This is a genomic window from Thalassotalea marina, from assembly GCF_014656435.1.
GTDB lineage: Bacteria > Pseudomonadota > Gammaproteobacteria > Enterobacterales > Alteromonadaceae > Thalassotalea_C > Thalassotalea_C marina.
Window position 1 is genome coordinate 48620 of record NZ_BNCK01000005.1, and the last position, 24442, is coordinate 73061.

Below are 24442 nucleotides of genomic sequence, written 5' to 3' on the forward strand. Positions count from 1 at the left end.
CTTAATCACACAAATCTCCTTAATCTACCGTGAAAAATTTACAATTTAACCTAAAAGTTTTATATAAACATCTAGGATTTTCACTTATCACCCGAGTGATAACTCACCATATTATTAAATATATTCAGTAACTTAAACAAAAAGCTCATACTTGGCATTGGCGTTGCTCCTGTTAAATCAAAAGATATTTTATTTACATCAACGATGAATAAACTTCACAAAGGAGAAATAATGAGTACTAACAAAGTAGCTGAATTTACTGCCCCTGGGATGAGCAACGACAAAGCCTCAGATGCTATTAGTATTTTAGAAAACCGCATGGTAGCACTGCTTGATTTACAACTAACCCTTAAACATATCCACTGGAACGTGGTAGGCCCTAATTTTATTGGGGTGCACGAAATGTTAGATCCACAAGTAGAAGTGGTTCGTGAAATGACAGATACCATCGCAGAGAGAATTGCTACTTTAGGTGGCGTGCCAGTAGGCACACCAGCTGCGATTGTTGAGCGAAGAACATGGGATGATTATGGTGTGGGTAAAGCGCTTGTTTCAGACCATTTAGGTGCTCTGAACCGTGTTTATGACGGCGTAAATGCTGATCATAGACAGGCGATTGAAAAACTTTCTGACATAGACCCAGTATCTGAAGATATGATCGTTAGCCAACTTGCAGATCTGGAGCAATTTCAGTGGTTTGTGCGAGCACACATTGAATCATCGGATGGTGCATTGACCAAATAACACCGTGTTTAAACTTCGAACTTAATTGTAAAATCATCGAAGTCGTGTTGGTGGCGTATTACGCCACCTTTTTTATATCTGTATTAATGGATTTTACCAGAGCCTGTTCTTACCAAGTCTTTGCCATTTTCAAATACATGCTGAGTTACCCAACGACCTAACAAAAGTTGATGGCTATCATCTAACACTGCAATAAACGGACGACCATCACTGTTATTAGTCGCCAATGCAATACCCGCTACATTTTCTAAACCCAAGCCGCCCTGCTCTACTAAGGTTATAAAGGCCGCCAACTCTTCTAACGTTTCAATTTCTTTATCATCGATAATCATAAAAATACTCAATTACATCATGTATTAGGCATATGTTAACAAGCTTACTCCATTGTTAAAACTTACAAAGCTCAAATTTAACAGGCAGCAAAATGACGTTTCGGTTTACCACACAATGCAGAAAAGCGCTGATAAAAGCGTGAAATTTTAATCTGACATAGCACTTTGCTCGCTTGCTACAAGCAATAAAGTCTTGATCTTGCTTTCCCTTTAAAAAGAGAGAAAAAACAGAAATAACTCATTGAAAGTCTTAAGTTTCAGAGCTAGTATCAAAATAATAATTTGCAGAATTAAGTCTGTTGTTAAAGAGATTTAAGCCTTTTAAAAAGTTGTTAGTAATATAAATCATGAAACGAGTACTTTTAGTAGCAGTAATTTATTTCCTTATTTCGATTGCGATGTTATATGCAAATCTTCCTCACCTTTTATCTGGAAATTTCTGGGTTGATGGGAGCGTATTTCTTTTTCTTTCTGGCATATGTTTTTTGATTGGTGCTGTTATTTCATATAGAAAACTCACTATATCAAAGTATCTGATACTGACTGGTTTTATAATGTGGTTTAGCACTGTGCTAGTTGGTGCAATAAATAAGCATGGCACTGATTTTATTGTAAGTATGTATGATGTATTTTGGGTTATATGCATCATACATATAGTGTTAATATCTGTACTATTTTGGGTAGATATTACTAACAACAAGATCAAGTCGAAAGCCGCATAAAAAGCGACTCCCCTTTATTAGACTTTATGATTTTTTATCGAAATGAGGAGGTTGTATGGCAATATCATTCAAAAGTCAGAGGCTGACAGTAATTGAAATTACTGAAGCGTTTGATTTGTCTAATCACACATATTTGCTAGAGCGAATTCCTCAAATCCTCTCGCCAGCAGTTGTAGAAAATCTTCCTCCATATTTCCACAGAATAGATTCTAGTGAACAAGCCCAAACATGGCTTAAGCGTATGTTGTTGGAAAGCCGCTTACTTCAAGTACTAGCCGAGGATCACGAACTAATAGGTTTCTTGTTCGCTTATGTAGAAAATGACATGTATGCTCATATCGGTTATTTGCTTGCTGAAGAATACTGGAGACGAGGGTTAGCTAGCGAACTACTTCAAGGTTTCATCGATGAAGTCGAGAAATCCGAATCTTGGCTAAAGCTCATAGGTGGTGTTGATCAATCTAATATTGCTTCAGCAAAGTTACTCAAAAAGCTGGGTTTTATAGAGCGGCCCTCTTTGGATCGCAACGTAGTTTTCTATGAATATACTATCCTCCATCCACAATAACAACAAGGCGTTTAAGGCGAATTCACCACGTTTGGTGATTTTGAATCAAGTTAGCTTAAGTGTTTAAGGTACAATGGTTTAGGTTTGGTGATTTTGAATCAAGTTAGCTTAAGTGTTTAAGGTACAATGGTTTAGGTTTGGTGATTTTGAATCAAGTTAGCTTAAGTGTTTAAGGTACAATGGTTTAGGTTTGGTGATAGGCGTTTTCCAAGATTTAACGCGGTGTTAGGTTCTCAGTAGGATTAGTTGTGAAATTAACAATTGTTTATATGTTAATCGGTTTTCTTTTCACAGTTTTAACTTTCGTGACAACTAAAGAGAGTGACTCTTGTTTTCACTGTGCGGTTGATTATTCATTTAATTTTTGGTCTATTCCCGTAGCTATATTAGCGTTTATATTTCTTGCATTAAGTTTTAGGCGTTTATTTATATCTTCTCTGAGTAATCAAGTGAATGAATAAGGTGCAAGAAATTTAATCAATAATACAGATGGGCTAGATGAATAGTTTTACCTACCAACTCAATCAATAAAAAATGATTCAATGGACATCCTTTTTTAGTTTTACAAAGCTCAAATTTAACAGGCAGCAAAATTATGTTTCGGTTTACCACACAATGCAGAAAAGCGCTGAAAAAAGCGTGAAATTTTAACCTGACATAGCACTTTGCTCGCCTGCTTCAAGCAAAATAGACTTGATCTTGCTTTCCCTTTAAAAAGAGAGAACAAACAGAAATAACTCATTGAAAGTCTTAAGTTTCAGAGCTAGTATCAAAAAAGAATTTGCAGAATTAAGTCTGTTGTTAAAGAGATTTAAGCCTTTTAATTATGCTATTAGGGTTAAAATAGTGTAGCGGAAGACATGGTAAAAATTGAACACAGGGAGTTTAAAATGGCTGATTCTACCGAAGAGCTGGCAATTGCAGAAAAATACTTAAAAGAAATGCTAGAGGCTGATAACACAGGAAACTTTGATTTATATACAAAACGTTATGAAGAAAAATACCTTGTTAATTTTTCAAGAGAAGTCTTTTTAAATGACATTAAATGTATGAATGAAAGAAACGGCTTGAATATTGGTTACGAATTTCTAGGCACGCTGAGGAATTATAATTTTAAAGGGTTAGACATTTTCAGGTTTGTTTGGAAAGGCATCTATGAAAAGCGAGATGCAGTGATCGAAATTGCCATTTATAAGAAAGAAGGAAACTGGCATGTAATTGAGTCGGTTGTTCATTAATCTGTACAATTTAAACTTTGCTAGATCAGACTTAATCTGACCTCCACACTAAAACAATTATTTATTAACCTTCACGGTAGAGCGCCCGTCTAAAATATACGATTATCTGTAATATCCCATCAATTTTTATCTATTTTTGTAATAAAAAACATAAGCCCAATACTATTATGGCTGAACTAATAATTGAGCTGAAATAGCAATATGGCTTCCAAAATGCTCAGAACATTTATACGGGAAAACGAGTATGCACAATTTATTTTTATGGAACCATCCTTCCTTAGCTAGCTTGAACGCCTCAGAAAAGCGAATTCGTATCGCTCAAGCCGTCAAAGCGAGTCGAGTCATCCAACCGGTGAATCAAAACAAAGCGATTATGTATCTTGTAATTTTGATTGTTCTACCCGTCGCTTTGCTTACCTATTACTTTTCTTTTGACGTAGCGATTATCTGGGCGCTAGTCAGTACATGTATTTTGAATTTCATCTCTACTAAAAAAGAACTAAAACAAGTCGAACCGTACCTTTCTCGACAAAATCAAACACCTCAATAATGAACGTAAATTATTATTAACGTTAAAATTAACGGTAAAGCTCACCAAGGATAAGCACCTGTCGCACGGTAGAAGCCACCTTCCATCGTATCTTGATGTTCAGTATCGTCATATATTAACTATTCAAACAGCTTAGCTCAAAGCTTAGACAAGTGTTTATCTTTGAGTATTTATCTGGGCATTGGCAATTTCGTTAACGTTTTTGGCGAAATTATTATACGATATCTCCAATCTTTTAATTACCCAAATGATTCAATGGACATCCTTTTTTAATTCAAACTGTTCTTTTGCCTTAGATCTGCAGTTTACCACCAGCCTACCTTCAAGTGTTGCGACTTAAGAAAATTCTTTGTGGGTATCTAAGCCTATGAAAATTATGTTATGTTTAGCTAGGCTGGCCTTTGCAATTTAGTTAATTAACAAACAAATTTTCGCAATGGCTTATTAAGCTAACCCTCGACAATGCAAAGTTCAGCACCGTGTGATGGGTATTTTTTCTATGTGCCAGGGAGTGCCATGAATATTCTAAAAATTTATTTTCCAATTAAAATATTAGCTTTATTGTCTTTTGTTTCTATCGGCATAAAGTATTGGGAACCAACTGAGGTGGGCTTTTATTTATTGCTATCACCTTATGCAGTGTTAATTTTTTTATCGAATGCTAATAATTACCGAAATACCAAACTTAGTGCCTTAAGAAGCATTCCTGCAGTCCTCACTTTTCTTTTGGTACCTATTTTGTTGTTTGGTATACAGTCCGATGCTCAAGCTGGCATAGGGGTTATGTTCGGACTTATGATTCAACTAGCATCAATTAGTCTAGCCGAGTTAATCATTTTGTTGTTTGTTAAAGATAAAAACAGTACATAACAAGCAGTCAAAAAAGGGGATTTTTTGTAGATTAAATAATACTGATAGGACATGACTGAAAATTAACTGTAAATTAATTTTAGCAGACTAAAGCCTTGTCATAGGCTTCTCGTATAGTATTCAAAGAGTTATGTATTTATTTAAATTCAAATTAAATTTTAAGATTTAAGGGATATTATGAATTGTACAAGTTGTAAAAATGGGACGTTATTTCCGAGTTTTATTGAGGGTCAATTTCGTGCACATACGTGCTCTAATTGCGGTGGTAATTGGATTTTAATTGAGGATTACGTTTCTTGGAAAGAGAGAAACCAAGACTACGAATTTTCTGAAGAAATTTCTGTTGAAGAATCTGAAATAACGGAAAGCAAAAAAGCAATGTTGTGTCCTTCATCAGGAACAATAATGAGAAAATTTAGAATTTCTTCTCAAAATGAACATAAAGTCGATTATAGCTCTGTTGTTGGCGGGTTGTGGTTAGATAAAGGTGAATGGGAGTTATTAAAAAGCGAGGGACTAGCTGGTTGTTTAAACTCAGTAGTAACACAAAGTTGGCAGCGTAATATCCGCCAAGATAGCGCAAAACAAAATTTTGCAGATATTTACAAAGCTAAATTTGGTGATGATACTTATTCTAAAGTAAAAGAAATGCGAGCATGGTTAATGTCACAAGAACATAAATCAGATTTAAGAGCCTATCTTTTAGCAGAAGACCCTTATTCTGCAGAGAAGTAGTATAAAAATGAACAATAAGCGTGACGGACATCAACTAAGTCGAAACAATTTTATCTACATCCTTCATGCTTATTACCAAACGTTTCCCAAGTATTATTTAAAGGATAAACGATGGCACCTCCATGGCATGGTGAAAAAGTTAACTTATTTATTCGCCTTTTAGCAATTGTATTTATTCTTTGTGCCTTAATTGCATTTAGATCTCTAGTTGAACATCGTGATGACATTTTTATTGATGCTGATTGGCGAGATTACATCGGACTTATGTTTGCCCCATATGTTTTTCTTTTATTTTTAAAAGTAGCCGTTACTGGTTATGCCCCTAAAACATGGCTACCTTGGAAGTAAATAATATCGGAAAGCAACATAACATATTAGCTGAGCTAATCTTCGAGATTGTGGGCTAACGCCTCAAGGGTAATCAAATATTTATATTACCTTGCATTTACACGATGGAATTGAATGGTAAATCGCTACGAAAGTAAAGTTGTTAGTTTAAGGGCACACAACAAACCCAACCACATTAAATAACAATCACTCTCATAATCATTTACAAAACTTCCCCTTTTCTGTAACCTCTTTCTACCTGTTTAAAACGGGCGTTCTTTAGCGATGAGATATCTCTGTCGCATATCACTTAATTAAATTATTAAATGGATTTCCTAATGATTTGTTCAGCTTTAAAAGCAACCTCTCCTTTTGTTTACAGTGCGATAACAGCCGTAATATTATTCCCCTTTTCAAAAACAGCTTTTGCAAATACAAACGAAAATATTGAAAGAGTCACGATTATCGGCGAGAAAACTTCTGGTTATAAAGTCGATTTAATGAACTCAGCGACAGGCTTAGACCTGTCACATTTACAAACTCCACAATCTGCCATTGCTATTACCAGCCAATCTATGACTGATCAACAACTCACCAGCGCAATTGCTGCCATAACGAGTGTAACAGGCGTTAATGCGAGGGAAGCTGACAACGGTAAATTCTCTATCACAGCGCGTGGTATTGGCGTTACCAGCATTCTTTACGATGGCATAGCAACAACTTACGATACCCGCTTTAACTACGGCGATAACCTCACTGATACCGCTATTTACGAACGTATTGAAGTTGTTCGCGGTGCAACAGGTTTAATGCTAGGCGCAGGTAACCCTTCCGCAGCAATTAACTTAGTTCGTAAACGCCCCACAGCCAAATCGCAATTTAACGTGTCAGCATCTATCGGTTCTTGGCAAGATTATCGTAGTGTTATCGATGCATCAAGCAGCTTAAATAATAATTCATCACTGCGTGGTAGAGCCGTTGTTGCTTATCAAGATAAACAATCATACCAAGATAGGTTTACGCAAAAAACAGCCACATTATACGGTATTGTTGAAGCCGATTTAACGGATCGCACTTTGCTTACCTTTGCAGTAGATTCTCAAAAAACAACGCCAGAAGGAACCATGTCAGGCGGCTTGCCAATATTCTACAGTGATGGTTCTCGCACAAATTACGCAAGAGAAACATCTACGGCGCCTGATTGGTCTTCGTCAAAAACAAACGCGCTAAATAGCTTTATCAGCCTAGATCATTACTTCAACTCTAATTGGCAGCTAAGTGCCAGCTACATTTATGGTAACAATGATTTAGAATATGATGTGTTTTGGGCGACCGGCCATCCCGACCCTGAAACCAACACAGGTATGTCTCCAGGCTCTATAAACTTTATTGATGCTAAGCGTATCCAGAGAACCTATGAGTTAGAATTGACTGGCCAATTCAATTGGTTAAATAAAAATCATCAAATAATGTTTGGCTATAACAACCAAAACCAAGACTTTTCAACGCCCTATTTTCCTGCACAAGAACAAGCAAAAATCATTGGCGACTTTACTGCCTCAAATTATAACTACCCCAGACCAACCTGGAAAACAACTGCGGCTTACGGCTCGTATGGCACCACAGAACAAAGCGCATTGTATTTTGCTTCTCAACTTAATTTTACTGATGCATTATCTGTCATTTTAGGTAGTCGGTTGAACCAATGGAAAACTGATCATGATAACTTTGGCAGGAAGCACAATTACGAGTTAGATAATGAACTAACAACTTACCTCGGTACCACTTATGCTCTAACCGATAATTGGTCTCTGTACGCAAACTATACAGATATTTTTACCCCACAGAATCGCGTTGATAAAAATGGCCACTACCTTGACCCTATTCAAGGGGAAAATTATGAATTAGGTATTAAAGCAACGTTATTAGATGGCCTGCTAGACTTAGCTTTCTCTGGGTTTAAAATTTACCAAGACAACCTTGGCGAATATACTGGCGAAACCATTGCAGGCACTTCCCAATCGATTTATCGACCAGTTGACGGCACACGCACACAGGGGTTTGAATTTGAATTAAACGGGGCATTGAGTGAAAATTGGAATAGTTATTTTGGCTACACCTATAGTAAAGGTGAAGCGCCAAAAGGAGACCCAATAAATACAACCAACCCAAAAAATCAATTCAAGTTGTTTACCACTTATAAGCTAGATAGCCTGTTAGCTGGCTTAAAAGTTGGTGCAGGATACCGCTGGCAAAGCCGTACTTACGATGATGTTAACAACCCTGTTAAGGGCAAGGTTGAAGTTGAACAGTCAAGTTATGGGGTTGCAAGCCTTATGGCAAATTATCAAGTTAACTCACGATTATCAGTAAGCTTAAACCTTGATAATCTGTTTGATAAAACCTACTACAGTCAAATTGGCTTTTATAACCAATACCGATACGCCAGCCCACGTAAATTTGCCCTTCAACTAACTTATAGTTTATAACGAAAAAAGCGGCTTAAAAGGCCGCTTTAACTCATGAACTAATAGTTTGCAGATTAAAACTCAGCAAAAATCATTAGGTTAAATGTGGTATTTATCTTCAATTTGTGTAACGTAATTAGTTTAAATCTCAGCTAACAGTTGCTAGGGTGTTTGCTTACAGGTTAACGTTTAGCTTTGTTTAATAAGAACAATAACTAAACCATGGGTTAAACTTTTCGCTAGTTGCAACAAGGAGAAAATACGATGTCGAAATCTGCAATTAATTTGCTCGAAAAATTTTCCAAATTTTCAGAACACTGGTCGCCAAAGGTTGTGGCTGAAATGAACGACTATCAGTTTAAGCTGGCAAAAATACAAGGTGACTTTGTATGGCATGATCATAAAGACACGGATGAGGTTTTCTTCGTTATTGAAGGCTCAATGCGTATTGATTTCAGAGACGGAAAGGTTGAACTTAACGAAGGCGAAATGTTTGTCGTGCCTAAAGGTGTTGAACATAAACCATTTGCAGAAAATGAATGCAAAGTTATGTTTGTTGAAACTCGTGGAGTGACAAATACGGGGGATGCCAGCGGTGAACTCACCGCAGAAAAAGATGTTTGGGTTTAAAGCGACTTAGCTCGATATATTATTATTTACAGTTTTAATACACTTCTAAACAACATAAACTACCCCCTCTTTTAGTTAATATTTTCAGACATTTACTAAAAGTTACGGTAATTAGTAGAAAACAAATATTATTTTAATTTACGACAAGGAGTTTTCATGAGTTGTTCAAAGTATTTTTTCGCTATAGTGTTAGCAAGTTTAATTTCATTTTCAGCCTATGCTAACGAGCAAACGTGTCAACAATTAGCTGATAGATTCAACAAAGACAATGCGAGTCCAAACTCCGCTTATAACATGGCTTGTTGCGCAGCATTAAAAGGCGACATAGAAAACGCTTTTTCATACCTAGAATTGTCCATTGAAAAAGGTTTTAAAGATCACCAATGGATGATAAAGGATAGCGATCTCACCTCTCTTCATCAAGACAGTCGTTGGGCTGAGCTGGTACAACAAGCTACTGATGCTGAAACGCTTTATCTTTCAAAAATTAATGTTGAGTTGTACGAGCTTTATCAAGCTGATCAATCAGATAGACAGTCTGAAACAATTGATTGGAATATTGTGGGTAAAAGAGATGAAATGAGGCAAGCACGAGTGCATGAACTGCTCAGCGCCAACAAACTTAGCCATGGTGATGATTTTTTCCACGCGGCGATGGTTATGCAACATGGTGGCTCTTCTAAAGACTACAAACTGGCCAATGAACTTTCGCTAAAGGCGGCTGAGCTTAATCCTTCAAATAAAACTGCAAAATGGCTTGCTTGTGCTGCTGAAGATAGATATTTGCAAAGTATCGGAAAACCTCAGATCTGGGGAACACAATACAAAAAACAAAATAAAGATGCGCCTTGGACATTAGAGCCGTTTGATCAAACGGTAAAAACGGATAAACAACGAGTTGAAATGGGCGTTCGAACGATAAAAGAGTCTTTGGCTAGAGTTGAGCAAATGAATGGTAAAAAGTAGTGTTCATTAGAAAACAACACTTATTATTTTTATCATAATAGCTAGATATAAAGGAGTAAAAATGGCCCATTCAACGCACATATTTGATCGTTTTATGCAGGCGATAAAGAGCTTTGGCATCGCTTCATATAGTTTAATTTTAGTTTTCATCGCAAGAAGCATGTTTTTTAGTTCCCCAGAACAGCAACATATTACAGCACAAGGTTTGATGCTCGGTGGCGCGATTATTTTTGGACTAGCGCTGACTAAGGTGATATTTGAAATTGTTCCTACTCAAGAAACATAATAATTTGCTTATGTTTTAGAAAAACAAAAAGAAAGCCCCTTAAGTTTGCCTATATCACTTATATTTGGGATAGTTAGCAAAAATTTTTAGCTTGATAGTTTGATGAGTGCCACAGCTTATTTATTGTTTTTCTTTTCCTCTCTTGGTGTATTTAACGGCTTCATATTAGCCTCATGGATACTCACGCGCTCAAATAAACAGCCTGGAGATAACTGGTTAGCAGTACTTTTGTTACTAATAAGCATCAGAATTGGCAAATCCGTCGCTTTTTATTTTACACCTGATTTAAGCAAGAACATTTTACAACTAGGCTTGACCGCTTGTGTTCTAATCGGGCCATGTTTGATAACATACCTTGTTTACAAAGAAAAAATCAGCTCACTTGAACACGCAGTAAAGTGGTTTTTTATCGGTTTAACTGTCGCTATTGTTATTTTAGGTATTGTATTCCCCTACAACACCTACTTAGATTTATGGCAGAACTGGGTTTTTCGTGGTTCAAGTTTACTATGGCTCTTGTGTTTGTTTACGGGTTGCTATTTGTACCGCGAAAGAATACAAAGTTTATCTGGCCAATGGCACAAACTATTAACTGACAAAGCCTTTATTACCATTATTGGTAGTTCGTTAATTTGGCTCGCCTATTTTACAGCGAGTTACACCTCTTACATTATGGGGGCGTTGAGTTTTACGCTGATCCTTTATTTATCTGTTTTGATATTGTTAAAGCCATTATCAAAACATCAAGTAGAGCCATTAGCTGCGCCACGAGTCGAAGCTGATAAATACGCAAATAATAAACTAACTGATTCACAAACCGAGCAATATTCTGCAACCTTGAATCTACTGATGGCTAACGAACAGCTCTTTATTGATCCACAGCTGTCGTTACCTCGACTAGCCAAACGATTAGGTATGTCTCACACAACATTATCACAGCTGCTTAATGATCATTATCAAATGAATTTTAAACAATACATCAATAGTCAACGCGTGTTACTGGCACAAAAGCTTTTAGTGGAACAACCTAATGCCAGTATTGATCACATAGCTGAACAAAGTGGTTTTAGCGCGTCCTCTACATTTTACAGTGCATTTAAGCAGCAAACTGGTGTTACACCCAACCGTTTTCGCACTGCGAAATTATAATTTCGGACTCCTGTAATATAACTTAGCTATCTGTTTTTATTGAAATTAATTTAAATTGAACTCCAACAACATTTAAGGAGTTCAATAAAATGAAAATACTACACAACACCTTTGTACTGTTGATCTTGATGGTACAATTTTCTGCAATTGCATACGACGATGCTCAAGAGCAACTTGCGGTTAAAGCGGTCATTCAACAGTATATTGATGGTACCAGTAACGGTAAGCCCAACTTAATTGAAGATGCATTTCACCCACAAGCATCATTGATGCTTAGCCACCCTAAAAAACCTTTTTGGCAAGTGAGTGCAAAAGAATATGCTAGCTGGTTTAAATCACCAAAATCTAGCCGTTCTGGATTTATATTATCGGTAACGCTTGATGGTGATATTGCGTCAGCACGAGCATTAATAACCACGGCAAAACCTGTTAACCAATACACTGACCAGTTTTTACTAAAGCGTTTTGCCAAAGGTTGGCAAATTGTCAGTAAAACAGCAACGCAACTAGATAGCCAAGCAAAACCTGAGCAGTTAGCTAATGCGATGAATAAACGCGTGTTATTTATCACGTCAAGTGCAGATCATCACGGTGATTCAACACTGGCAACAGGTACCAGTTTTTCTGAACTTGTTGAAGCATATGAGGTATTTATTAATGCAGGCTATCAAGTGGATGTGGTCAGTACCCAAGGCGGAAAATTGCCACTCGCTTATATCAATACCTCAGATAACAAACACAAGCACTACCTTTATAACCAAAACTTTATGTACCTACTGGCAAATACCTTATCGCCTGAGCAAGTAGATGCTAGCCAATATCTAGCTGTACATTATGTTGGAGGTGGTAATGCCATGTATCAAGTGGCCGAAAACAAAACGCTGCAAGCCATTTCAATGCAGGTTTATGAACAAAATAATGGCATTGTTTCCTCTGTTTGCCACGGTACAGCTGGTATCGTTAATTTAAAACTCAGTAATGGAGAATATTTAGTGGCAGGTCGAAAAATTAGTGGCTATCCAACAGCGTTTGAAAAAACAGATGCCGCTTATTATCAGCAATTTCCATTTGATATCGAACAAACCATTAAAAAGCGCGGTGGCAGTTTCTCTTATGGCGAACGTAATCAGTCATTTGTGCAAGTTGATGGTCGCGTGGTCACTGGTACTAACTATCAATCATCAAAAGACGTCGCATTAGCTATGGTTAATTTACTCAATAAAATGTAAACGCCAATCATGTGGTAGAAATATTTTGCCTTCCATATTTTTGCCACAATTGCTCGTCATATTGCCATGTTTGCACCAAAAGTTAGCCACATAAATAGCGTTTAATAACGCCATATTATGCGGAGAAACTTCATGAACAAACACTTATTGTGGGCTATCGTCGCCATCTGTGCCATCGGCGGTACACTTGGCATAGCCCCGTTATTAAATTCATCACAAACGACTGATACTTCGAGTTTTACTTTTGATATGTCTTATCAGTCAGTATCAAGCAAACAAACACCAACACGCGTTGCCAGTTATGGACAAGTTGAACAAGGCAGCTTTTTCCTTCAAGAAGATCCCTCTGCTGATTTTGTGATGTCACCATTACTTGATACCGCAGTCGATATCAAAGTAACTGGCCTAATCGCAAGGGCAAAAGTAACACAAACTTTCACTAACCCAACCGACCAATGGTTAAACGGCACCTATGTTTTTCCCTTGCCAGAAAATGCTGCCGTTGATCAATTAACCATGCACATTGGCGAACGAGTTATTAAAGCGACCATTGAGCCAAAGCAAAAAGCCAAAAAAATGTTTCAACAAGCAAAACTGGCTGGTAAAAAAGCGAGCTTATTGCAACAAAGTCGCCCTAACCTATTCACTAATGAAGTGGCTAATATTGGCCCCAATGAAACAATTAAAGTAACCATTGAATACCAACAGCTCGTGCACTTTGAACAAGATAAATTTACGCTTAGATTTCCAACAACCATTACCGAACGTTATTTACCGCTTAAACCTCTACCCGAGCAACACATTGAATTAAATGACAGCGGCTGGGCTGTTAGTCAACCTAGCTATAGCCAAACTAACAATAATCAACAGCCCGAGTCCGCCAAAGAAGAAATAACAGCGCCTAAACATAAAGTGGCACTTAACATCAGCTTAAACCCAGGGTTTAAATTGCAACAGATCAGTAGTGACGTACACCCGATCACACAATCAGAACACGCTAAAAATCAATACCTAGTGCGTTTAACCGAGTCGATGATTGCCAATCAAGATTTTGTACTAACTTTGCAAGCTGCACCAAGCAGTGCCCCCAGTGCTGCACACTTTAGCGAAGTAACTGAACACGGGCATTATGGCTTAATCATGTTAATGCCACCAACACAGGATATGGCTAACAATACCTTGCCAAGAGAAGTTATTTTTGTCATCGACACCTCAGGCTCAATGGCGGGTGGCTCAATGGAACAAGCGAAACAGGCATTACAGTTAGCCATTAACGACCTAAGTGAAAACGATAGCTTTAACATTGTGCAGTTTGATTCTAGCGCTACAAAAATGTCACTGATGCCTTTAATGGCAACGGTGAACAACAAACAAATGGCGGCACGTTATATTGAGCAGCTTGAAGCCGATGGTGGTACGGAAATGTTAGCCGCGCTCAAGTTAGCGCTTGCCACACCAAGTGCAGATCTTAGTAAACTTCGACAGGTTATTTTTATCACTGATGGCGCCGTGGGCAATGAATTACAGTTATTTGATTTTATCGATAAAAACCTCAAGCAAAGCCGATTGTTTACCGTTGGCATAGGTGCAGCACCCAATAGCTATTTTATGACGGAAGCGGCTTTGATGGGTAAAGGCACCTACACCTACGTTAATAGCCTGCAAACGGTACAAAATAAAATGCAGCAGCTGTTTAGCAAATTAAACTCGCCTGTATTAGCCAACCTAAAAATTAACCTGCCACAAAGTGCTGATATTTATCCTCGTAACCTGCCCGATTTATATCAAGGTGAGCCGTTACTAATCAGCTATTTTTCAGATGAACCATTAACAGAACTGCAAGCGACAGGTGAACTTAACACACACTTTTGGCAGCAGCCTTTAAAGCTAACATCAAGTGCAGCACAATCAGGGCTTGCGACCTTATGGGCAAGAAGAAAAATAGCGCAATTAGAACGAGATAAAAATCTAGGACGTTTGGCTGAAGGTGCAGAACAATTAAATGAAAATATTGATCAGCTTATTTTATCCATTGCGATACAACACCATATTGTTAGTTCAATGACCAGCTTAGTAGCAATTGATGTGACGCCAACGGCCAAACAAAAAAGCCTCGAAAGTAAGGTTCACAACTTAAGGCCCAAGGGGCAGTTAAGCGGCAATCTACCGCAAACGGCGACGCCGGCTAAGTTACAGATGTTATTTGCTATCTTGTTATTGAGTTTTGCGCTGTGTATCAAGCTATTAAGAAAACAACGTTAAGTTTTAGCCGGGATAACTGGCAAAACGCTCTCATACTGGCCTGTCTTTTGGCCAGTAGCTACTTGGTGCTTTCCAGCGGTTATATTTATGCCAAAGCAAAATTAGCTCAGCATTTAATTGCCAACGCTTGGCACCAAACATTACAAACTGGCAAGCACTCAAAACCTTGGTCATGGGCTGATACTTTTCCCGTGGCCAAATTATCGATAACAGACAAACGCTATTATGTACTAGCAGGCGCTACTGGCCGCACCTTAGCATTTGGTCCTGGCCATATGAGTAGTACAGCCTTGCCCGGCCACTTAGGTAATACAGTGATCACTGGCCATCGTGATACACATTTTAGTGTGTTACAAGACTTAAGCTTGCAAGATGAGATCGCCATTGAGACGCAAACAGGAAAATATCACTATAGTGTTTACTCTATCGATGTTGTGCATCAACAAGATTTATCTGTGATAGAGAACAACGGCTTTGATGAGTTAACTCTGATCACTTGTTATCCATTTAACGCGATTAACCCAAACACACCTTGGCGTTATGTTATAAAAGCAAAGAGCTTCACACCATAAAACATGTATTAGTTTCTCAATCAATTAACACCTTAAGTTTATTTTAAGGTTTTATTTTTACACTCATCCTAAAGGTTATTTACTGTTAGAGTGTAATGCGTCGTTCATTTATTGATTTAATGCAACCGCTTATTGTGTTTGCGATTTTATTATTGTTTATTTTTACTGGCTTTCGACTAGGTTTTATTCTTTGGCAAGGTCAACACATCAATCAAATAAATGATCTTTACCAAATAATGTTAAATGGCTTAAGAATTGATTTAAGCAGTATTGGGTATTTGTTATTAATTCCGGCATTGTTGCACCCTATATTATTTGGCAGACGTCAAACTCATTTGTTCTGTCGGTTGTTTTTTTGCGTCTATTTCACACTAGTGATCACTAGTGTGTTGTTACTAGAGCTTTCAACGCCACCCTTTATTCAGGAATATGGCTTACGACCAAATAGGCTTTTTATTGAGTATCTTATTTATCCAACAGAAGTGTTTAATATGCTACTCAACGGTCACTTGCTTGCCATTATCGTAACGCTTTTGGTGCTTGCATTAGTGATTAAGGCAGTATGCTTACCTCTTAGTAAAAAGCTAGTACAGCCAATCAATGATCAAATTGTTTATTCATACAAAACCATAAGTTGCACAACTTTACTATTAGTCATATTGTGTGCTTTAGCCGCACGAGGAACACTTGGTCATCGGCCAATCAATCCTGCTTTTGTTTACTTTTCTACCGACCCACTAATTAATTCATTAACACTAAATTCAGCTTACAGTGTCGCGCATGCTTACAAAGAAATGCAGAACGAACAAGACGCGGCAAAAATTTATGGCAACTTGGCGAATGAAGATATTATTCGATTGGTAAAAAAAGAAACGGGATTACCTACCACAACTTTCACTGACTCTACGCGCCCGAGTTTTTCACAGCGCAAACCGAGTTACCAAGGCAAACCTAAAAATTTGGTGATAATTTTGCAAGAAAGTTTAGGTGCGCAATATGTTTCAGCTTTGGGAGGGTTGCCGTTAACACCAAACATTGACCAACTATACGATGAAGGCTGGGGATTTAAACAACTCTATGCAACAGGTACTCGCTCGGTACGCGGCATAGAAGCGGTAATTACTGGGTTTACACCAACCCCTGCTCGCGCTGTAGTTAAGCTTGATAAGTCTCAAAAAAACTTCTTTACCATTGCTGGATTATTAAAAAATCAAGGCTATCACACCCAGTTTATCTATGGTGGTGAAAGTCACTTTGACAACATGAAAAGCTTTTTCTTGGGTAATGGATTTAATGAAATTATTGACTTTGATGATATTAAGCAGCCAGATTTTGTTGCCACTTGGGGCGCAAGTGACGAAGACTTGTTTAATCAAGCTAATCGAGAATTAAATAAACTGAGTGCGCAAAACCAACCGTTTTTTAGTTTTATATTTACCTCAAGTAATCACGACCCGTTTGAAATTCCTGATAATAAGATCACCCCTATTCAATACAGTGAGCAACAGCTAAAACAATTTGAGGGGTCAGAGTTAAAACGTCATCAAGCCATACAATATGCCGACTACGCATTAGGTAAGTTTATCAAACAAGCTAAAACCCAAGCTTATTGGCAAGATACCGTCTTTTTAATTGTTGCCGATCATGATGCCAGAGCCTTGGGAAAAAACTTGGTGCCAATTAATAACTTTCATATTCCAGCCGTCATTCTAAATAGCTCACATGCCAGACAAAAAGATAACAACATTAGCTCGCAAATTGACTTAGCACCAACATTGTTATCATTAATTGGTGTTGAAAATGATTCACCTATGCTTGGTAGAGATTTAACGCAGTCGACTATGAAGGGTCGTGCTTTAATGCAATACGCGGAAAACTTCGCTTATTTAACCGATAATGGTGCCACCATTTTACGCCCGAATAAATCAGCATTAGCCTTTGGTTATGATCCTATATCTAAGTCACTTACGCCAAAAACATTGGAAGATGAGGAAGCCAACGTTGCACTGGCTCATGCACTTTGGGGCAGTTTAGCATTTCAACAAGATTGGTATCGTTATGTGTTAGAGTGATGTTTTTTATATCGCCCTAACCGCCAATTTTGATAAATGGCGTGTATTCCCGTTACAACTAATAACAGTGCCAGTGCAGCAAAGCTCCATGAAAAAATATTGTTGAAACTGCCTCGATTTAAGTAATCCATAAAATGCAGTCTAAACACCCAATCGCTGATACTGGTGTATCGGTTTTTATGCCCGATCACCAAGCCGCTATTAGCTTGAATGTACACCCGAGTATTTAACTTATCATTAAAATCAACGCGCCATAAATCGTTGCATTCTTTACCCCATTCCCAGTGCGCGGCTAACATTTTTGTTGCTGCTATTATTTCACCAGCTCCGGAGTAACTTTGCATTGCAATAGCTTTTGCTAGCTCGATATTTACATCCGTTTTATCACTAGAGCCTAGTTTAATAAGTGATTGCTGCTGGCATTGGTGTGAATAGCGCATCTGCTGATGAGTTAACAGCACAAAGGCTTGATTGGCCAACATCACCAGTTCAATTTTTTCAGTATTAGGAAAGCGTGTTAATAACTTAGCGCTATCAAAAGGCTTAATATCCACAACATCGGTTAACGGCGCTTTTACTCTTGTTAGGTAGCTAGTGCCTTTTAAATATTCGGACGGCACAAGGTTAAAATAAAGCCCGGTGATCAACCAGATAAATAATTGCAGCCCCACTATAGAGCCTAATATGCGGTGCCATTGTCGCCAGCGGGCAAGATTTTTTTTTACCTGTTGTTTGGTATCTTGTTTTGTCATTATAGTCGACCTCGTCGCCACCACTTTGACTGCCACAATATGCCCGATATCACAGCCACTAAAGCGAGAATGGTTGCTACAAATAACAACCAGTTGCCTACATTGGCCCCGTCGTCATAATCCATAATGTGAATGCGCCAGAATATATCAAAGGTACGCCAAAAATCATGGCGTCTGGCAACAATGTCACCGCTTGAAGCAGAGACATAAATACTGGTATTGACCCTATCGTTAAAGCTAACTTGCCAAACGGGTAAATGCCTTGCTGATAATTCACTAGGTGCGTTATCTAGCAATTTTTTAACGGTAAATGGCATATCGTTTGGCATAACGGATGTTGCGATATCAGTGGCTTGTTGCTGAGTTATTGTTTGAGTTTCTGCGCCAGTATTGGCATCAACCAACACTGTGCCTTTTTTTAGGTAAACACGATAATACGGCTGTTGTGCGATCATGGTTAAGTCGAGCTTTTGTGCATCGGGATAACGCGATGCCAACTCAGCAAATGATACATGTTGCTCATTAACGGTTATGTAAGTTGTCGGCTGTTGGTAATGATCACCGCGAATATAGCCTAGATCTAACCAGACAAAATAACAGCCACTGACGATCCACAAGGTCATTGGCAAGGCCAAAACCAGCATTAATCGGTGATGAAGTGTTTGCCTGCGCCACCCTTTGAGAAATGTTGATGTCACTTTGTTTCCTGTTGAACGTGGCCAAGCATTTATTGTGCTTGGCCTTTATTATTATAAAGTGATGTTTACGCCGACATAAAAGCGACGACCCTGCAAATCATACGTCATGGTATTGGTGTTACCATCGGTATAACTTTGATGATACGGCGCTGGTTTATCAAACAAATTATCAACACCAGCAAACAGCGAAATATCAGTAGTTAAACCATAACGATATTGCATATTGTGATAAATCACTGATCCAACGGCGTCACCTAAAGTGCCAACTGTTGCAAATTCATCATCAGCCTTGCCAATATACTGAGCATTGTAACTCAACTGCCAGTTATTCTTACCGGCACTAAAATAGAGGTTTGCGCGCCATTGGCTATAACTGCCATCATAACCAATCGTGCCCTCTTTATCGCTAATCGGCGCATCTTTAAAGGTTTGAATACTGTATTCATTTAAATAACTTAACTCTAACTGACTCGTCGTTTCAAGACCATTGAACGATGCTTGGTAAAACGCACCAAAATCAAACCCTGACAGTTTTTCTGCTGACGCGTTGCCCAGTTGAGTTTGTAAATAAGTAATTTTACCTGTGTTGCTATCACGCTTAAATTCACTTGGACGGCAAAATGGATGGCTTAAATCAACACTGTCATAACAAGCGGCGAGTTTATTAGAGCCATTAACAGAATTAATCGCGTTGTCTATTTCAATATCATAATAATCCAAAGTAAAACTTAAACCGGCAATACTATCTAATTGCCAAACAAGACCAGCTGCCAAAGTTTGTGCCTGCTCAGGCTCAAGTGCGGGATTACCACCTCGGTCAGTTAACACTGTACCTTCTAACACATAGCTTTCTGGAATACCTGATGCCTGACAATTTTTGTAGCGGTTAGTGTTAACATCAAGTGCTGTCCAATTTGAACAGGGATCTGTGGTGTTCATCGAGCCTTGTCTGATGCCACCAAAAAGCTCTGGCACATTGGGCACACGAAAAGCACTTGAACGTGTCGCTCTTATCATCCAATTGCTGTTAACTTGCCACTGCAAACCCAATTTATAGTTTACATCGTCACCAAAGGTATCAAAATCTGAGTAACGTAATGCACCAGTCAATTCTAATTTTTTAGCAAAATCTTGCTCGGCAAAAACAGGCACAACCACTTCTAGATAAGCCTCTTTGGCTGAATATTGCCCTTTAATGGGGTCTTGTTGATTTGTCATGGCTTGACCGCTAACTTTTCTCGCATCTGGGTTATACCAACCTTTTTCTTTGCGATATTCAAAGCCTGCAGCCATAGCCAATGCACCTGCTGGTAAACTCAAAAGTTCACCCGAGAGATTGGCGGTTACGCTAAATTGTTCGTTGCCACCTTTATCAAAGGTATCAATCAAAAACGTTTTTAACATGTCATCGGTCAGTGAGTTTTCGCCCCAAAGGTTTGCACACTTAATATCAGGGTTGGCATCACAATGCACATAATCTGTTGCCTGTGCTAAACGCGGTTTATCGATAACATTGGTCACTAAAAAGTCACCGGTATTTCGGCCATGATTTAAGGAAAAGTCGACATACCAATCATCAAACAATGAGCCTTGAACGCCTGTGACAATTCGCCAAGTCTCGCTGTTCACTTCAAAATCACGCGGCGCTTCACCAATACGCCTGCTTTCTAGGTAAAAGTCTTGATTGGTTGGGTTAAAGGCATGTTGTGCAGGAATGGTTACTTTACTGATGGTTTGAGGCGTGGCTGGTAAATGAGAGGTGCGAGTGGTAAACATGGCTTCAGCAAACAGTTTTATCTCTGGCGTAACATCATATTCAAGCGCAGAAAAAGCATTAAAACGCTCAACTGGTTGAACCGCATTAAAATACTTAAAATAATTAAGTGCATCAGCGCTGGTGTAACCAATCGTTCCACCTGGCACTAACATTAAGGTATCACCAAACGGCTGACCTTGTTCATTGATAAACTGGCCTCGACCTTGAGTAATACTGGTGCTGCCGCCACATGTTTTTTCGTTGTTAACCACCTTAATTGGGCATTTTGCACGAGACGTCATTGGCACACGTTGGGTTTTGTCATAACTTAATGCTAAATATGCACTAGCATCAGACCAAACCTGACCAGCAGTAACACTCATGGTGTATTGCTCACCATCACCTTGTTCGGTTTGCCCGACTCTCGCAGACAATTGAATACCGTCTAGTTGCTGATGAGTAATAATATTAACCACACCCGCCACCGCATCGGCACCATAAATAGCAGAGGCGCCATCTTTTAATACTTCAATTTTTTTAATAATGCTAACTGGAATAGTATTTAAATCGACAGATGCGTTAGCCCCCGTACCACTGTTTAACATGCGTCTACCATTGAGTAACACTAACGTGCGATTGATACCTAAACCACGTAAATTAACCTGTGTGCTGCCATAACCGCCAGAAGTCCAATAGGCGCTTGTTTGATTACCAGCAAAGCCGGCTGAGGCCGAAATTCGCTGCAACAACGTATCTACAGAGGTAATACCCAACTGGGCAATTGCTTGTTCGTCAAATACGGTAATTGGCGCATACGACACCACTTCTTCACGAGCAATGCGACTGCCAGTAATTTCTATCCGTTCAACAGGCTCAGCGCCATGCGCTACTGGTAAGATGAAAAGCGGTGTTGCGCATAATCCAAGTGCAACCACCAAAGGGGAAAGCTTAGGTAAACGTGTCATACAACAACCTTGATTTTACTAATATTTTTAACAGCTTAATGTCAACTGCGCGAAAAATATCAGGGGTTGTTATTAACAACAATGACTAAGTGAAAAACTGCGACATTATGTCGCAGCTTTAGTAATAAAATGATGAAACCCAACCAAGTAGCGATGTTTTTTTGAGCACAAAAATTGCTATCAACTATTACTAACTAGTAATTAAACTTTACCTGAGCGTTTCGTCGCAACTGTGATGCGATATTTTCAGGAAATTTAAACATATCAAAGTACTCTGCGAAAATACCTGAATCATTTCGCTCGGTGTACGTTACATCTAATACTTCTTTTATATCAATAATATCTTGGAAGTTATCAATGTTAACGTCATATTTACCCCAAGCTTCAGCTTTACCATCTGTTCCTCGATCGTATGATAATCCTTTTATCAAAACATCAGGAATTTGTTGAGCTAAACCTAACAGTTCGAGATTACTATTTAATTTGTGCTCTAGATAAGATTTTTCATCTTCTGTTATATCACCATTGACAACAAAACTACCTTTTTCATCGATAGAAAATCCCCAATTCTTATTGGTTAACTGCGGATCTGTATTGTTTAGCTGAGTGTTGAAGTCTTGATAATGAGACTGCATTTGCCGAAACAAACTGGGCAACTCACCGAAATAAAGAGTTTGTGATACCTTCTGAAATCTTTGTGGCTCATAAACCGTTACCACGATATCGTTAATCTCACGGATGTTTTGATTGTTGCTTAGTGAATCATCAGATTTAGTGTTATGTTGCGCAGCAACTGCTTTAACAGCATCTTCGATACCTTGTTTACTCTCAATTTTAGCACTATCAGAATGACTATTTAGGGTATTTATCAATGTAGCGGCAGGTGTATTCGCTATCTTCATGATCAAAGTCCTTTTATTATATATCTTAACTACTTATGGTTATCGACATCACTACCTTAATGTTTAGGGTTTTAAACACGATATGTGTAAACAAAATACGTTAACTTCATTTATTTTTTTGTCGGTAAAAGTTTAGAAGTTGTTGATATGAATGATGTTGCTCAATTCTTTTCATAAATAGCGCTGAGTAAGCCCATTCATCGAAGAAGTGAGTTAAATCTATACCCGCATTTAGTTTTACGTAATGAATAAATGTTTGGGTTGTTGCCCCTGTTTGGTAATGGGTTTGATAAAAGCCACCAATAATTTTATTAAAAGTATTTTGCCCCATTAAATCATACAAAAGTTGATAAAAAACCATACCCACCGAATAGGAATTTAACCCGGCTTTGCCATAATCAATAAACGACGTTTCACCATATAGTGGCTGTTTTTCCGGTAATTGACGAATTTGCTGCAAAACTTGCTTTGTTTTACCTGCAAGCTGCCCCTCGCCAGCCATTTGATCCAAAGTTAGGTATTCTAAAAATGTCGCTAAGCCTTCGTCCCATCGCGGAGAGAATACATCAAGGGATTTTACATTCCACTGATGGCTAATTTCATGGTAAACGCGATTTAACTCGTTAAAACCGCTAGCATCTTGGATAACTGCCGTTACATCAGCTTGTGCACCATAGTTTTTAGGCACTTCAATAAAGGTATAACCTAGATTTTGCTGCAACGGTCCAAACCAACTTTGGTACAGAGCAAACGTTTTGCTAATCTGCGCTAATAAAGCGTTAGATTTTTGCTCTGATTCCCAACTAAAAACCTGATAGTTACCATTGCTATACTGTTGATATTTAGCAATTGCAAAGTCCATTCGCCAAGCGGGAAGCTTATTGGTGTAACGAAAAGCTTGTTTGTCGCTCTGTATGTCAGATGTTATAAGTTGCCCTCCGTTTGCGACAACATAACCTATAGGTACTTGTACCGTAACGTCATAATCATAGCGGTGTAACCAAAACTTAGCTTGGCGATTTACTGTATCATTGGGGTAAGTGACAATTGGATACGCAAAAGCGTCCATTCTTATGATGGAAAAATTGTCAGTAATGCCGTCTTTAACATATTCCATTCCCGTTTCGGTATACCCTTTTAAGTAGCCACTATATTCAATGTTAAAAGAGAAGCTTTCATTTGGTTTTAATGGCCGTTGCAATGCAATTTCAATGTAGTTGGTTTGCAATAGCGGCCAATCGTCATTGTTCAGTATTTGTTGATCAAATGGCAAACCTACGCCATTCAAATCTGTAATAGCAGTTACGGTAAGTAAACGATATAAACGCAGTGGTATATGATCAGCTGGTTCATTAGAGATATTTTTTACTCGGATAACCCCTGAGGCTAGTAACGACTGCCCTGAAACGTCCAACTCATAATTGAGTTGATAGTGATTTGCCACCAACTGCAGTTGAAATTCATTAAATGAAGCGTGAGCCATTACTGAGTTCAGCAATGACAATAAAATAAACAAGATCACCCTTTTCACAACAACTCCCAAAGTTACCTAATCATGTGACCATGCTCAGTAGAGCATACCATTTGGCTTAGCAGAGTTAGTAACTCAAAGTGACTTTATGGTTTAAAACAATCCCCTTAAAACACAA

22 protein-coding genes are annotated in these 24442 nt (G+C 38.4%); 16 read left to right on the forward strand and 6 right to left on the reverse strand.

What is annotated here, in order from left to right; all coding sequences use genetic code 11:
- Nucleotides 1-231: 231 nt before the first annotated feature.
- On the forward strand, nucleotides 232-744 hold the full coding sequence (gene dps, locus IE199_RS11845) for a DNA starvation/stationary phase protection protein Dps (RefSeq protein ID WP_189770701.1): 513 nt from the start codon (nucleotides 232-234) through the stop codon (nucleotides 742-744).
- A gap of 83 nt (nucleotides 745-827) precedes the next feature.
- Here the strand turns inward: dps and IE199_RS11850 are convergent, their stop codons facing one another.
- Nucleotides 828-1076, reverse strand: a complete 249-nt coding sequence (locus IE199_RS11850; RefSeq protein WP_189770703.1) for a hypothetical protein — start codon at nucleotides 1074-1076, stop codon at nucleotides 828-830.
- A 777-nt stretch (nucleotides 1077-1853) separates the two neighbouring features.
- Between IE199_RS11850 and IE199_RS11855 the strand changes: the two genes are divergently transcribed.
- The 15 genes from IE199_RS11855 to IE199_RS11925 all read left to right on the forward strand — a co-directional run bounded on the left by IE199_RS11855 (nucleotide 1854) and on the right by IE199_RS11925 (nucleotide 17720).
- Nucleotides 1854-2366 carry a GNAT family N-acetyltransferase gene (locus tag IE199_RS11855; protein ID WP_189770705.1) on the forward strand — a complete coding sequence of 171 codons (513 nt, stop codon included), beginning with the start codon at nucleotides 1854-1856 and terminating at the stop codon, nucleotides 2364-2366.
- Between the two features lie 890 nt (nucleotides 2367-3256).
- Nucleotides 3257-3604 carry a hypothetical protein gene (locus tag IE199_RS11860; RefSeq protein WP_189770707.1) on the forward strand — a complete coding sequence of 116 codons (348 nt, stop codon included), beginning with the start codon at nucleotides 3257-3259 and terminating at the stop codon, nucleotides 3602-3604.
- Nucleotides 3605-3848: 244 nt separating this feature from the next.
- A complete protein-coding gene (locus tag IE199_RS11865) occupies nucleotides 3849-4154 on the forward strand; it encodes a hypothetical protein (RefSeq protein WP_189770709.1) in 306 nt (101 codons plus the stop codon).
- Nucleotides 4155-4670: 516 nt separating this feature from the next.
- Entirely contained in the window at nucleotides 4671-5024 is a 354-nt protein-coding gene (locus IE199_RS11870) for a hypothetical protein (protein ID WP_189770711.1), read from the forward strand.
- A gap of 177 nt (nucleotides 5025-5201) precedes the next feature.
- Nucleotides 5202-5759: a zf-TFIIB domain-containing protein gene (locus tag IE199_RS11875; protein ID WP_189770713.1), complete on the forward strand. Its 558-nt coding sequence runs from the start codon at nucleotides 5202-5204 to the stop codon at nucleotides 5757-5759.
- 111 nt (nucleotides 5760-5870) lie between these two features.
- Entirely contained in the window at nucleotides 5871-6107 is a 237-nt protein-coding gene (locus tag IE199_RS11880) for a hypothetical protein (protein WP_189770715.1), read from the forward strand.
- Between the two features lie 317 nt (nucleotides 6108-6424).
- Nucleotides 6425-8575, forward strand: a complete 2151-nt coding sequence (locus tag IE199_RS11885; protein ID WP_229854686.1) for a TonB-dependent siderophore receptor — start codon at nucleotides 6425-6427, stop codon at nucleotides 8573-8575.
- Between the two features lie 243 nt (nucleotides 8576-8818).
- Nucleotides 8819-9184 (forward strand): cupin domain-containing protein, encoded by a 366-nt coding sequence (locus IE199_RS11890; RefSeq protein WP_189770717.1) that lies wholly within the window; start codon nucleotides 8819-8821, stop codon nucleotides 9182-9184.
- 156 nt (nucleotides 9185-9340) lie between these two features.
- A complete protein-coding gene (locus IE199_RS11895) occupies nucleotides 9341-10150 on the forward strand; it encodes a TPR end-of-group domain-containing protein (RefSeq protein ID WP_189770719.1) in 810 nt (269 codons plus the stop codon).
- Nucleotides 10151-10211: 61 nt separating this feature from the next.
- Nucleotides 10212-10436 carry a hypothetical protein gene (locus IE199_RS11900; RefSeq protein ID WP_189770721.1) on the forward strand — a complete coding sequence of 75 codons (225 nt, stop codon included), beginning with the start codon at nucleotides 10212-10214 and terminating at the stop codon, nucleotides 10434-10436.
- A gap of 102 nt (nucleotides 10437-10538) precedes the next feature.
- Entirely contained in the window at nucleotides 10539-11585 is a 1047-nt protein-coding gene (locus IE199_RS11905; protein ID WP_189770723.1) for an AraC family transcriptional regulator, read from the forward strand.
- Between the two features lie 89 nt (nucleotides 11586-11674).
- A complete protein-coding gene (locus tag IE199_RS11910) occupies nucleotides 11675-12814 on the forward strand; it encodes a nuclear transport factor 2 family protein (RefSeq protein ID WP_189770726.1) in 1140 nt (379 codons plus the stop codon).
- Between the two features lie 132 nt (nucleotides 12815-12946).
- A complete protein-coding gene (locus IE199_RS11915) occupies nucleotides 12947-15076 on the forward strand; it encodes a marine proteobacterial sortase target protein (protein ID WP_189770728.1) in 2130 nt (709 codons plus the stop codon).
- Nucleotides 15046-15648 (forward strand): class GN sortase, encoded by a 603-nt coding sequence (locus IE199_RS11920; RefSeq protein ID WP_229854687.1) that lies wholly within the window; start codon nucleotides 15046-15048, stop codon nucleotides 15646-15648. The genes IE199_RS11915 and IE199_RS11920 overlap by 31 nt, the downstream gene beginning before the upstream one ends.
- Before the next feature lie 95 nt (nucleotides 15649-15743).
- Entirely contained in the window at nucleotides 15744-17720 is a 1977-nt protein-coding gene (locus IE199_RS11925; RefSeq protein WP_189770729.1) for an LTA synthase family protein, read from the forward strand.
- Here IE199_RS11925 and IE199_RS11930 read toward each other — a convergent pair.
- From IE199_RS11930 to IE199_RS11950, 5 genes are all read right to left on the reverse strand, one after another.
- A complete protein-coding gene (locus IE199_RS11930) occupies nucleotides 17705-18472 on the reverse strand; it encodes a PepSY-associated transmembrane domain-containing protein (RefSeq protein WP_189770732.1) in 768 nt (255 codons plus the stop codon). The two genes, IE199_RS11925 and IE199_RS11930, sit on opposite strands and share 16 nt — an antisense overlap.
- Complete coding sequence (locus IE199_RS11935; RefSeq protein WP_189770734.1) at nucleotides 18472-19170, reverse strand: PepSY domain-containing protein; 699 nt, start codon at nucleotides 19168-19170, stop codon at nucleotides 18472-18474. Before IE199_RS11935 ends, IE199_RS11930 begins: the two co-directional genes overlap by 1 nt.
- 51 nt (nucleotides 19171-19221) lie before the next feature.
- A complete protein-coding gene (locus IE199_RS11940) occupies nucleotides 19222-21891 on the reverse strand; it encodes a TonB-dependent receptor (protein WP_189770736.1) in 2670 nt (889 codons plus the stop codon).
- Between the two features lie 194 nt (nucleotides 21892-22085).
- A complete protein-coding gene (locus IE199_RS11945; RefSeq protein WP_189770738.1) occupies nucleotides 22086-22793 on the reverse strand; it encodes a hypothetical protein in 708 nt (235 codons plus the stop codon).
- A 106-nt stretch (nucleotides 22794-22899) separates the two neighbouring features.
- A complete protein-coding gene (locus IE199_RS11950) occupies nucleotides 22900-24324 on the reverse strand; it encodes a M1 family aminopeptidase (protein WP_189770740.1) in 1425 nt (474 codons plus the stop codon).
- Between the last annotated feature and the right edge of the window lie 118 nt (nucleotides 24325-24442).